Consider the following 12,127-nt stretch of genomic DNA (forward strand, 5'->3'; position numbering starts at 1 on the left):
CAAGTATACCTATGAAAAAGAAGCAAGGTTTGTCATTATTGATTGCTTATTTCTTTTTCGGCTTTAAACGTGGTTTCTTGTTCTCTTTTGAGTACTCTTTGAAAAGGTCAGGGAAGTATTGCTTAGCTAAGGATAAATCCATTGGTCTATACACAAATTCCGTTACTGTCTTTTCTCTTATTTCATCTACTACATATACTTTTTTCTTACTTTTCTTCGATAGTTTCATAAGGTTTAAAATAATAAGTTTGTCTAATGTTGTTAATCTGTTTTCTTACTTTTACATATCCATTAAGTTGCGCCCAAATGGCGATATGCATTCGTGAGTCTGGTATGCCAGCTTTAATAGCTACTGTTTTTAACTGTTCGTAGGTATGGTACATATTACGGTTTGGTTGATTTATAAATAATGTATCTCTCAGACGTCGTCCTCTTAAAGGTAGTAGCAATGCCAGAACCGGACGCGAAGTGAGTTATTCCGTTTACTGGGACGTAGGGTAGTTTTCGATTTGGAGATAAACAAAGGTACAAAGACTTGATAGGTTGAAAAAATGAAATGCGATAAATCTACAAAAACAACCACTGTACCTCTATATGTTCTATTAATGGTACTACGGTGTGCCATGTTACAGAAAATTCATGCAAAAGGTCACTCTATTGTTGATAAATCCACTTTAGTATGAAATTTTTACCGGGTCATATACAATCAATTTTCTAAAATTTTATACTAACCGAAATACGAACAATATAACTACATAAAATGGCTTGTTCCTGAGTGATGTTCCGTATATAAAGGAATCAACAAAAAACACCCCCTCCCCGTTAAAATCTAGTAAGATGTTCCATACAAACATAGCTATAGGTATGTGAGCGATAGTAGTGTTCCCCAATACGCCCCGAGAGGTGGCTCAGAGGAAAATGATATATTATTAACTCGAATTGTAGCTGTGGAAACTACGCTGCATTTTTAGTTTAACCTGCCCTGTTCCGAAAATCACTCTTAGAGAAAACTGCTACCCAAATAACATAAGGCAGAAATCTAAGGGGTTTTTCTTTTTGGTGGGGAAATAAACATATCATTTAACCTTTACAACCAATTCAAAATGAGAGTCATTCAGCAATGAGTGGCTCTCTTATTGTTTAATCTAATCATTTACAGAGATGAAAGATGTTTATAAAGTTTGTGATGTTACTATCCACTATGAGCCCCTAATCAAGCCTTCTGAAAGGTTGCAGATTAAGAACTCGCGGGATATTTTTAGTTTTCTGATGGAGCACGTCTTTGACATGAAGACAATTCAACACAAGGAGTCTTTTAATGTGGTATTACTGAATCGTGCTAGCAAGGTACTTGGTGTTCACCTCATAAGTGAAGGAGGAGTTAACGGGACTATAGTAGATATTAGGTTAATCATACAGTCTGCAATCCTCTCTAACAGTAGTGGCATTATTCTTTGCCATAATCACCCTTCAGGCAATATGATGCCTAGCAATCAGGACAGATGCATCACGAACAATATTCAAGAGGCTTGCAAGCTGTTTGATATTACTGTGTTAGACCATCTGATTATTACAGCAGAAGGTTATTATTCTTTTGCTGATGAAGGAGTTTTATAATTCTTTTATCAGAATACGATATTTAACGCTTTTGTTTATCTTTGCATTACTTCATTATAGCTAAAGAGTTAGCAAGGTAGTGAAGTACTTATTACAAGAAGCATTCTAAGATATTACTCTGCTTTAGAAAAATCGCCAGTTTTTCGAATCCGAACGAGTGATAGCGAAGAAGTGCTCTGTCTTTCTATGGAATATTCCTTTTACAAGGCGTATCACATAAAGGGCAGGGGCTATTCGCTTATTTGTTCGGGGGTCTCTGGCGATACCTTCTAAAGCAGATAAGATATACGGATAGTTCCCTGCTTCTTTTTTTATAAACCGCTTCTGTAGGGGACAGGGAGCACGATATTGCAGATTTATGAAATACATATTAGGATTATTGGGATTACTTTTCCTATTATGGGTAGTAGACTTGTTAAGAACTAAACCACCTGAAGAACCCGTCGATTATAGTAACATAGAGTTTACTACCGAAGTTATGCAAATACCAGAGAGCGAATTGTATTGGGAAAAGATAATAGATTTTTTCAGGATTAAATCTCCTGAAAACAACAAAACCAAGCAAGAAATGGATGCGTATTGGGAAGAACTTGAAAATCAAGAAAGAATTAGACTTGAAGCGTTGGAAAAGAACAAACCCAAAGAAAAAGTTTCAGAAAGAAAACTTGAAACAGAAGCGACAAAACTGTCCGATTATTCTACATGGACAGTCCAAATAGTTTCCATTGGGTACGATGATGGTTCGTTAGCTCATAAAATTGTACAGAGCAAACCGGGAGGCAGACTGTTTAATGAAAACTCTTGGTTTTTTGCAGATGTTGAATTGCATAAAATATATGACTTTTATAACCAAGGGCATATCAGCGGAGGATTAGCAGAGCGATTGATTTCAGAAAAATTCTACTGGATTGGCAAATCAGGGAATGATTATTATCTTCTAAAAAATCAGATAACACCATAATTATAATCATATGAAACCCGTTATAGACCTTTTTAAAATGTACGTCAATGGAGAAACTATTTGCGTTCAAAATGACAGGCTTATTAATCAGCAAGTGACTTTGCCCAGTGGAATGAACTCTATACCTGTTAGGTGGAAGACTAAAGACTTTACAGAGTTAAGCATCCGCTTATATTCTGAACATAGGACACAACTGCAAATAATTAAAGATCTTCCCGCTTCCGGTGAACATGAATTTTATATAAACCAATATTCAACTCCGCTTTATGTCGCTATTTATGATGGGGCAGAAGAAATAGACACAATAAGAATAGAACAAAAGAGCAATTTTTGGGAGCATTTGTTTTCTTTTGAAGGGAGAATAAGGCGTTCAGAGTACTGCTTTACCTACCTGTCTTATTGCTTGCTTTTTGCTGCAATATATTACACGTTGATCTTTAATTATATGGGCATGATAGAAATCAATGAATATGTTGCCATTTTTCTGGGATTACTACTTATTCCTTTATTTTGGATATTCTGCGCACAGGGAGCAAAACGCTGTCATGACAGGGGGAACTCAGGGTGGTTTCAACTAATTCCACTTTACTTCTTTATAATGTTATTTGGTGATGGAGAAAGAGGTTCAAATGAATATGGAGCATCTCCAAAATACAAATAACGATATGAAACAAGATAAAGAAGATTATTGGCTATATGCTTTGCTGTTCTTAGGAGCAGCATTCATTTTATTTAGTATTTAAAAGATATCTTTAGGAAGAAATAGTTATGAATGATAGTGATAGAAATCCTGCTAATTCAGGGTGTATAGGTTTTATGTGGATTTCAGGCCTATTCTTTTTTATCCCATATGGGATTATATGCTTGCTAAATGGAAATACTGGCTGGGGAATAATACTTCTTATTATAGGAATAATATTTTTATTACTTTCTTATTTTACACAGAAGGAATATGACGATGAAAAAGAAAAAAACAAATGGGATTAATTTGATAAGGACATTTTTTTCAGAATAAAGGTTTTATAGACCCAAAGTTAAAAATGTCCCTGTCTATAGTTTTAAACAAAAGAATTCATTATAAACTCAATAAATTAAACTTATGAAAACTTTTAAACTATTCATAGCTACTATAATAGCTATATTATGCTTTATCTCATGCAGTAGTGAAGAAGGTGGAGAGAAACCTGATGAAAAGCCAGCAACATCTTTAATAACTCAGAAGCTAATAGCGATTAGCGATAACAATGGTTATAAGATGAATTTTCAAAGGGATAAATCTGGACGTATTATTAAAATTTATGATACTGAAGGACAATCTTTAGAAGCTTCATATGATAAAAATCGCATATATGGTACAACAAAAGCAATAGAAGGCTCTACTTATACAACATCTTTTATCATCGCTTTAAATGATAAAGGTTATGCTTCTGAAATGACAGTTACCTATTATCCAGAAGATAGCGAAGAGTGGGTTGAGCAATTTGAATGCCATTATAATGAGGAAGGTTACATAAAAGAAAAATGGGAACAAGAAGGCTCTTTTGATGACCATTATTTGTATGAATATTATAATACTAAAATTAAAGTTACAGTTAATTGGTATCCTGATCCACACTCTTATGATATACTTTTATCAAATGAAAAGAATACAGGAGGAGTTGAGCCAGTTATACTCTTTGGTGCAGCTACATTTGGTATAACATATTTTTTGTACTACGGAGGGTTTTCAGGAAAGCCTGTTTCTTATTTACCCAAGAACCTCATGAACATTAAAAGAGACAGTGAGGGCAGGATTTCTTCCACTGCATATCTTGATGAAACTGTTGTTCTTACAACAAACTATCATTATGAATAATGCTATCTTTTTATAAAGTTGAGTGGGACAAAAATCAGTCGTTTTCTCTTTTATAGACCCTGATACAAAAATGTCCCAATCTATAGTTTTATACAGAAAAGAAGCTGAATATGAATATATTTTTGATAGATGCAATCTCCATAGTGGAGTTATTAGGGGCAATAGCTTTCATACAATATGATAAGGGAAAAACTTTAAAGGAATTACTCTATGATACGATAAAGACCTTCTCTAAATGGTATATTGGCTTGCTACTACTGTTACTACCGTTAATCTTGGGGTTTAATATTGATTCATATCAAGTGTATTTAAAGACACAAGCATTAAGGTATATAACATGGGATAGCTTTCTACTTTTTCCTATACGTGTACCTTGTATGTTCAACTACATATTTGGGGCAGGACTTATTTACTGCATTGCAGTATTGCCTATAAACATAGCAATATCATTCTTTGTCAGAAAATGGCACAGAAAGATTAATGGATTTAACTGGAACTGGAAAAGGATTAGGTTAGGTTATTGCTATTATATTGCAACACTAATGCTTTTACTGATTTTAAGGGTAGGATACTTTTTAGAAAATGGTGATAATATATATGTCATCGTGTCTATAATTATACTATACCTAATGTTTAGGAAGCAGTATATTAATGGCTTAATACTCCTATTCTTGTATCCAATCCCATTAATAGCATATCGTTTAGGAACGCACTTGCATCCAATGGTAGATAAGTTTATACATCATTTAATTTACATGATATGAAGGCATTGATACTTAGATATTTTAATGATATACGTGTTCCAATATTACTCTCATTAATATTGATTTCTTTATATATATTCAGTCAGGGTGCAATAAATGGGTTTGAAACTAAAAGCAATATCTACAATTATTTTCCTAAAATTTGGATTCACTCATTACCTGACTGGATATTATATATAGCATTGTTACAAGCTTTCATTCCTGTTTCATACTTGTTTTATAAGAAGAAGTGGATTAAAGGGATAGGTTTGTTATTGGCAGTGATATTTATAATAATTGTATTTATATGCATACCTGATGGTGTGTGGCGAACCATATCCCTAACGAATGTCTAAAAGCTATATAACATAATAGGACATTATGAGGACAAGTCCAGTCATAATACTATTATATTAAATAGCAGACATTCATTATAGATATTACCATTAGCTTTATTAGCTGGTGGACTCTTTATCATTCACTATTATGTCAGGAATATTGTTGGATTTTTTGAAACTACTTATAACAACATCAACGATAGTTTCCATTGGTACTTCTTTTTTCAGCATAGACAAAGACATATCTATAGCCGTTTTAATCGCTGTATCTTTATCTTCATCTTTGACAAGGAAGCTAACTATATTTATAACCATAGAAGTGATTTTATATATGTTTTCAGGAGAAATTTCTCCATTTTCAGAATGTTTATTAATCTGTTCTGTTATCTTGCTAGTTATATCTTTTTTAGAAGCTGAAAACACTCCAGCACCTTTTAGTTTATCATTAAATGCTTTAGATATTTTCTCCCCTTTACTCTTGTCACTCAAATGGCTATAGACTTCATCTATCAACTTTGTATCTGAGTGACCAGTTGCTATTATAACAATATCTTTGGGAATATCTCTCATGCAACAAATTGTTATAAATGTGTGACGTGCAGAGTGAGTATGAATCAATTCATATAAAGGTTCTTCAATTATTTCTACTTCTTTACCCCTTTGTACATGATAAGATACAGTATCTGTGAATCCAATTTCTTTTGCAATCTTTTTTAGCTCCTTATTTGATATTGTATTATCACTACGTTTAAAGGTTACATATTTCGTCCCATTTGGGTATTTAGCTAGTATTTCTTGTGCCAATGGCAGTAGAGGAATGGTAGCTATTTTATTCGTCTTTTTTTGCACAATACTTATAATGTCTCCATCTGTTTTATAGTCACCACAGAAAAACTTATCCATATCAGAGAATCTTTGCCCTGTTAGGCATTGCAATACAAATATATCTTTTATCTCTGTGACCTTTTCTGCATTTTTACCTGTTGGAGTGTGTTTATATATCCTTTCTACCTGTTCTTCTGTTAAAGCAATCTGTTTATCTTTTTGCTTTTCTTTATTGGCCTTATTTCTTATAAGGTCAAAACTATCTGTTCCGCTTTCAAGAATTTTAAAGGGTATATCTTGCCGTTTATTAGCAATTTTTAGTATAGAATTAATCACTCCAAAATTATTTTTTATCGTTTGAAATACTTTGCCATTAGCAATAAGATACTGCTGGTATTTGTTAAGTGTTTCAAGATTAATACTATTCCAGGTGTCTGGTATGTTGCTTTCCTTTAAAAATTTTGCAAATAATTGAACTATACCTAATTGAATTTCTTTAGTACTCTCCTTTACGTCTTTAGATTCAACTATTTGCAACATCTCAATAGAAGCATTTACCCTTTGTTTGTCTTTACGCATAGAATAGTCTGATTTATAAATATATGACTTGAGAATATCAAGGCAATTCTCAATATTATGTGTGTTCCCGCAAAGATACTTTTTAAACTCGAAAAAGTCTAACTTTAACTTACTTATCCTTTCATTTACAATCTGGTTATTTCTGTTGTCTAATTCTGATAATCGTAGGCTGATATAGGCTTCTTGTCTGTTTTTATTCCAATGCTCAGGATAAACCTTGACACCAGTTGAGAGTTTTACTTGTTTCCCATCTATTCGGCATACAAGATAAATACCTGTTGGCTTATTGCCTTTTGGCTTACGCAAGTTAAATGATAGTTGCAATTCATTCACAAATAATTGCCTTTCCATACCTCTGTTCTTCAAAATGGTTCTTCAAATACGTTCTTTAATTCGGTTCTTTTTGAGGTTGAAAAGACTATTTGCTACTTTTAAGCGACTGATACATAATATTGATTATAAATACCCTCGTATTTTATCTACTTATAACTTAAATAATGTATATTTGCAAGCTAATGTAAAATCGGGATAATCTAATATGAAACGTACTACTATATATCTATTAACAGCTTTCATTGTAAGCACACTTTTGTTTTCTGCCTGTAGCAAAAACAGCTTCACGGTAAAAGGAGTCGTTTCCGGTGCTGACGGACAAATGATGTACCTTGAAAATGTGGGTGTCTCTTCTGTTGAGACGATGGACTCTGTTAAGCTGACGGCTGCCGGTAAGTTTTCTTTTGAAAAACCTCGTCCGAAATATCCTGAATTCTATCGTTTTCGCCTGAATAACCAGTTGATCAATTTTGCTGTCGACTCTACTGAAGCCCTCACGTTCACAGCTGATGCCGGAACATTCGCAACGTCGTATATGGTAGAAGGTTCTGAGAGTGCAAAAGCCTTCAAAACTATTACATTGGCCCAGCTTGATGCCAACCAGGCCATTGGACGCTTGCGGAAAGATTACGAGAGCAAACTGATATCAGATACTACCTATCGTTCTAAGGTGCTGGAAGTAGCCGAGGCATATAAAGAGACAGCCCGTAAATATATTTATGCTGCTCCTATGTCGTCTACAGCTTATTTTGCTTTGTTTCAGACAATAGACGGCTTGTTGTTTTTTGACTTGTACGACAAAAACGATTCCAAGGCTTATGGTGCTGTGGCTACCAGTTACGACTTTAATTATCCTGAAAGCCCACGGGCAATCCATCTGCATAACCTGGCTTTACAATCTATAAAAGTAATTCGCCAACAACGGGTATTGGATACAGACCAGGTGAACCTGCAAACAGTCAGCTACCTCGATATATCTTTACCCAACTTAGGCCGTGAACTTGTAAAGCTATCTTCTGTTGCTGAGAACAAAGCGGTATTGATTAATTTCACCGTTTATCAAAGTGAGTGGTCGGCTGCATTAAATATGGATCTGATGGACTTATATGATAAATACGGCAATAAAGACTTTGTAATTTACCAGGTTTCTTTAGATACAGACACCCACTTCTGGAAAAATGTAGCATCTAAACTTCCGTGGACATGTGTACATGATCCGGAATCTGTTTATTCGCAAGTTGCTGCCTTATATAATGTAAGACAGCTGCCAGCCTTGTTCTTGCTGAACAAAAAAGGAGACTTGGTTAAGCGTGTTGAAGACCTCTCAAAATTGGAAGAGGATATAAAGAAAATCCTCTGACAGAAGAAAGATCAGAAATAATAAACGAGTAATCCCAGAATACGCAGATTGGTTACGCCATGTGTGTTATGCACTTTTCCGTTGGAGAGATCCGTATCTCCGTACCATGCGGTGGTGACTGAACCTTCCACTCCGGCTTTCCAATGAGGTAAATTATACGAGAGTCCGGCAAATACTGATAATAGTTGGTCTATATTTACTCCGCTTCCATAAAAGCGGTCTACGCTTACTAGTTTGTCGGTAGTTCCCAGGTTCTTTGAATATCCCATGAATAGATTTCCCTTCCAGTTAGTACCATACACAGCATTTAGCCATGTTGTTGAGTGGCGGGATGGTGTGTATTCCTGTTCACCTGTGGCAGGGTCTACGGAAGAAACGCCATAACCTCCCAGCATTGCCGTATGGGTTTGATTGGAAGCCAACAATGTCTTTCCTGCCAGGAAAAGCTTATCTGCCCGGTATTGCGCCTGCGCCATAAGCGATACACTCGTCACCCGCTCGCTTACCTTGTATGTTTTTCCTTCGTGGGTAGAGTTTAAGCGGGGTTTCAAAGACAACATCTCGATACCAAATCCTCCCAGAAAACCATTGTTGCGATACGTAATTCCGGCAAATAACTCGGGAATTACTCCGTTTTTCAAATATTCCTCGCTTTTCCCGTTCGGACCTGTTGATAAGTACATCAGTTGATAGACGGCAGAGGCTGTCAGTGTAATTTTATTCTTCTTATACTGATAGCGTAATTGAGCGCTACGGTTGAAAGGCTGGAAGGGGCCTCCGGTATTCAGGTTTAACACCTCCGGCATAACGTCTCCAAACAAAGGATGCCAGGTTTGCCCCAACAGCAGTGAAGAACCTTTATCCCAATCCATATTTACGTAGGCATGCCGGATACGTAGTGTATAATGTGCCAGATTAAAACCTCCTAAGTCTACTTCTACCTTTGCTGTGGTTTTTGCACTCCCTACATTTGGCCCGGTAGCATCCAGCCCAAAGCGAGTAGTGAATGTATAAAACGAGCCGTTAGGATTGGCATTCATGTCTTTACCTGTTGCATCAGGTGCTTTGTCCAACGGATAGAGGTAAAAGTTTCCATCTACCGCCTCTACATTGTTCCTGGAGTTATAATATAAATCTCCTCTTACAAAACCATAAAACTTATACGTGAAATTTTTCTGTTGAGCGTTTACAGAAGACTGGATAAGAAATATGGAAGCAAAAATAAATAATAGTTTCTGCATAACTTTTGGATGTATAATAGCATTTCTATCGTCCGGCATGCAAAGGTATACATTTTTATTTATTCTCTATTGAGAAACGGAATATTATTTGTTACTTTGCTTCCAACTTGTTAGTATTACCACTCCATTTTCACAATAATGTAAACAGAAATAGATTATATGAAGACAAAAAAGTATTTATTAGAGGAAAAAGATATCCCGACGGCTTGGTATAATATTGCTGCCGATATGAAGAATAAGCCACTTCCCATATTAAATCCGGCTAATAAAAAACCCATGAAGGAGGAAGAGCTTTATTCTTTGTTTGCCAAAGAATTAGCACATCAGGAACTGAATCAAACCGATGCATGGATAGAAATACCTGAAGAAGTTCGTGATATGTACAAAATATGGCGCCCTACTCCATTGGTAAGAGCATACGGACTGGAAAAAGCATTGGATACACCTGCTCATATTTACTTTAAAAATGAAAGTGTAAGCCCCATTGGTTCACATAAAATGAATTCTGCTATCCCGCAAGCCTATTTTTGCAAAAAAGAAGGTGTAACTAATATTACAACAGAAACAGGAGCCGGACAATGGGGGGCTGCTTTGTCATATGCAGCAAAGGCATTCGGATTGGAACTGGCTGTTTATATGGTAAAAGTCAGTTATCATCAAAAGCCCTACCGCCGCTCTATCATGCAAACGTTCGGAGCGCAGGTAATTGCTTCGCCCAGTATGAGTACCAAGGCTGGTCGTAAAATACTAACAGATCATCCGAATTATCAGGGTAGCCTGGGTACGGCTATCTCTGAAGCTGTAGAACTGGCTATACAAACGCCTAATTGTAAATACACATTAGGTAGTGTATTGAACCATGTTATGCTACACCAGACGGTTATCGGACTGGAAGCTGAAAAACAAATGGAAATGGCCGGAGAATATCCCGATGTTGTGATTGGTTGTTTCGGAGGCGGCTCCAATTTTTCGGGAATTAGTTTCCCATTCCTTCGCCATAAATTACTTGAAGGAAAGGATATCCGTATTGTTGCGGCAGAACCATCTTCCTGTCCCAAACTTACGCGCGGACAATTCCAGTATGATTTTGGCGATGAAGCCGGTTATACTCCTCTGATACCTATGTTTACGTTGGGACATAATTTCTCTCCCGCTCATATTCATGCAGGTGGACTACGTTATCATGGCGCCGGTTCAATTGTTAGCCAGCTAAGGAAAGACGGATATGTGGATGCTGTTGATATTAAACAATTGGAAACGTTTGAAGCAGCTACTTTATTTGCTCAGACGGAAGGAATTATCCCGGCTCCTGAGTCTGCGCATGCGATTGCTGCCGCTATTAAGGAAGCCAATCAGGCAAAATTGGAAGGAAAACCCCGGGCCATATTGTTCAACCTTTCCGGACATGGCTTGATTGATATGGCTGCATACGATCAATACCTGTCAGGCGACTTAGGAAATTACGATTTGCCCGACAGTGAAGTAGCAAAGAATCTGGAATCATTAGAAAAGATCATCTGATATAGTAGGAGAGTACAAAAGAAAAAGAAAGCGGTGCAATACGAAGATTCCCATCTTCGGTATTGCACCATTTTTAATGTGTGTAAATATGTTTGTGTTTATGAAAAAATCTCTTCGTAGTTGGATGAAGACAAAGTCATCTCTTGGATATTCAAATCGTAAGCATTTGTCTTTTTATCCCACATTCCGTATACAGAATGAATTGTCCCGTTTTCATTGTCATATTGATAGGAAATCAAGTAGAAAGGCTCCCATGTTTCACTTGCTTTATTCCAGCGACGCGCTTTCTTTTCTGCTACTTTCCCATCTTTATCATAGGTGAATTCGTACATTACCTGCTTGTTTAACAGTCCATTATCATTAGTAAAGACAGTTTTTGAAACGATCTTACCATTTTCTTCCTTTGTGTCGTATATATAACTTCTTGGAGAGGCAGCATTTATTGCCATACTGCATATAAACACAAAGACAATACTCAAAATACTTTTGTTTAATACTGACGCTTTCATTTCAATTTGTTTTAACAGATTTAATTTCATTTTGATGCAAAGTAAGGCTCTTCTTTTGAGATAAAAAAATATTTGCTGACATTTTGATAGTTAAATATGGTTATTTAACAATTATAAAGAACCATGAGCTTTGCTAAATTTATTTATAAGTTACAAATCGTAAGCAAATATTTATGAAGGGTATATATAGTAAGTTTCCCGATTTCAATTACTGAAATCGGGAAACCAGGGTTTTGGCGTTTAAA

The 12,127-nt window shown here is 35.8% G+C and carries 12 protein-coding genes; 8 read left to right on the plus strand and 4 right to left on the minus strand.

The window, feature by feature from the left end:
* Positions 1–46: 46 nt before the first annotated feature.
* Positions 47–229, minus strand: a complete 183-nt coding sequence (locus M2470_RS13060) for a hypothetical protein (protein ID WP_280745441.1) — start codon at positions 227–229, stop codon at positions 47–49.
* A gap of 932 nt (positions 230–1,161) precedes the next feature.
* On the opposite strand from M2470_RS13060, the gene M2470_RS13065 reads away from it, so the two are divergent.
* From M2470_RS13065 to M2470_RS13090, 6 genes are all read left to right on the plus strand, one after another.
* Positions 1,162–1,617 (plus strand): JAB domain-containing protein, encoded by a 456-nt coding sequence (locus M2470_RS13065; RefSeq protein ID WP_280745442.1) that lies wholly within the window; start codon positions 1,162–1,164, stop codon positions 1,615–1,617.
* 358 nt (positions 1,618–1,975) lie between these two features.
* Positions 1,976–2,578 (plus strand): hypothetical protein, encoded by a 603-nt coding sequence (locus M2470_RS13070; protein ID WP_280745443.1) that lies wholly within the window; start codon positions 1,976–1,978, stop codon positions 2,576–2,578.
* A gap of 10 nt (positions 2,579–2,588) precedes the next feature.
* Entirely contained in the window at positions 2,589–3,239 is a 651-nt protein-coding gene (locus tag M2470_RS13075) for a DUF805 domain-containing protein (RefSeq protein WP_280745444.1), read from the plus strand.
* Between the two features lie 107 nt (positions 3,240–3,346).
* Entirely contained in the window at positions 3,347–3,565 is a 219-nt protein-coding gene (locus M2470_RS13080) for a hypothetical protein (RefSeq protein WP_280745445.1), read from the plus strand.
* A 112-nt stretch (positions 3,566–3,677) separates the two neighbouring features.
* Complete coding sequence (locus M2470_RS13085; protein WP_280745446.1) at positions 3,678–4,433, plus strand: hypothetical protein; 756 nt, start codon at positions 3,678–3,680, stop codon at positions 4,431–4,433.
* Positions 4,434–4,543: 110 nt separating this feature from the next.
* Positions 4,544–5,197 carry a hypothetical protein gene (locus M2470_RS13090; protein WP_280745447.1) on the plus strand — a complete coding sequence of 218 codons (654 nt, stop codon included), beginning with the start codon at positions 4,544–4,546 and terminating at the stop codon, positions 5,195–5,197.
* A gap of 434 nt (positions 5,198–5,631) precedes the next feature.
* On the opposite strand, the gene M2470_RS13095 is transcribed toward M2470_RS13090, so the two are convergent.
* Positions 5,632–7,269, minus strand: a complete 1,638-nt coding sequence (locus tag M2470_RS13095; protein WP_280745448.1) for a tyrosine-type recombinase/integrase — start codon at positions 7,267–7,269, stop codon at positions 5,632–5,634.
* Positions 7,270–7,456: 187 nt separating this feature from the next.
* Between M2470_RS13095 and M2470_RS13100 the strand changes: the two genes are divergently transcribed.
* On the plus strand, positions 7,457–8,611 hold the full coding sequence (locus M2470_RS13100; RefSeq protein WP_280745449.1) for a TlpA disulfide reductase family protein: 1,155 nt from the start codon (positions 7,457–7,459) through the stop codon (positions 8,609–8,611).
* Positions 8,612–8,622: 11 nt separating this feature from the next.
* Here the strand turns inward: M2470_RS13100 and M2470_RS13105 are convergent, their stop codons facing one another.
* The gene (locus M2470_RS13105; protein WP_280745450.1) at positions 8,623–9,852 is read right to left on the minus strand and encodes a hypothetical protein; all 1,230 of its coding nucleotides are present in this window, start codon (positions 9,850–9,852) and stop codon (positions 8,623–8,625) included.
* 159 nt (positions 9,853–10,011) lie between these two features.
* Here M2470_RS13105 and M2470_RS13110 point away from each other — a divergent pair, with 159 nt between their 5' ends.
* Complete coding sequence (locus tag M2470_RS13110; protein ID WP_280745451.1) at positions 10,012–11,373, plus strand: TrpB-like pyridoxal phosphate-dependent enzyme; 1,362 nt, start codon at positions 10,012–10,014, stop codon at positions 11,371–11,373.
* A gap of 98 nt (positions 11,374–11,471) precedes the next feature.
* On the opposite strand, the gene M2470_RS13115 is transcribed toward M2470_RS13110, so the two are convergent.
* Positions 11,472–11,882 carry a DUF3836 domain-containing protein gene (locus M2470_RS13115; protein ID WP_280745452.1) on the minus strand — a complete coding sequence of 137 codons (411 nt, stop codon included), beginning with the start codon at positions 11,880–11,882 and terminating at the stop codon, positions 11,472–11,474.
* Positions 11,883–12,127 lie beyond the last annotated feature (245 nt).

Origin of the sequence: Parabacteroides sp. PH5-46 (assembly GCF_029892785.1) — a bacterium.
Classification (GTDB): Bacteria; Bacteroidota; Bacteroidia; order Bacteroidales; family Tannerellaceae; genus DFXE01.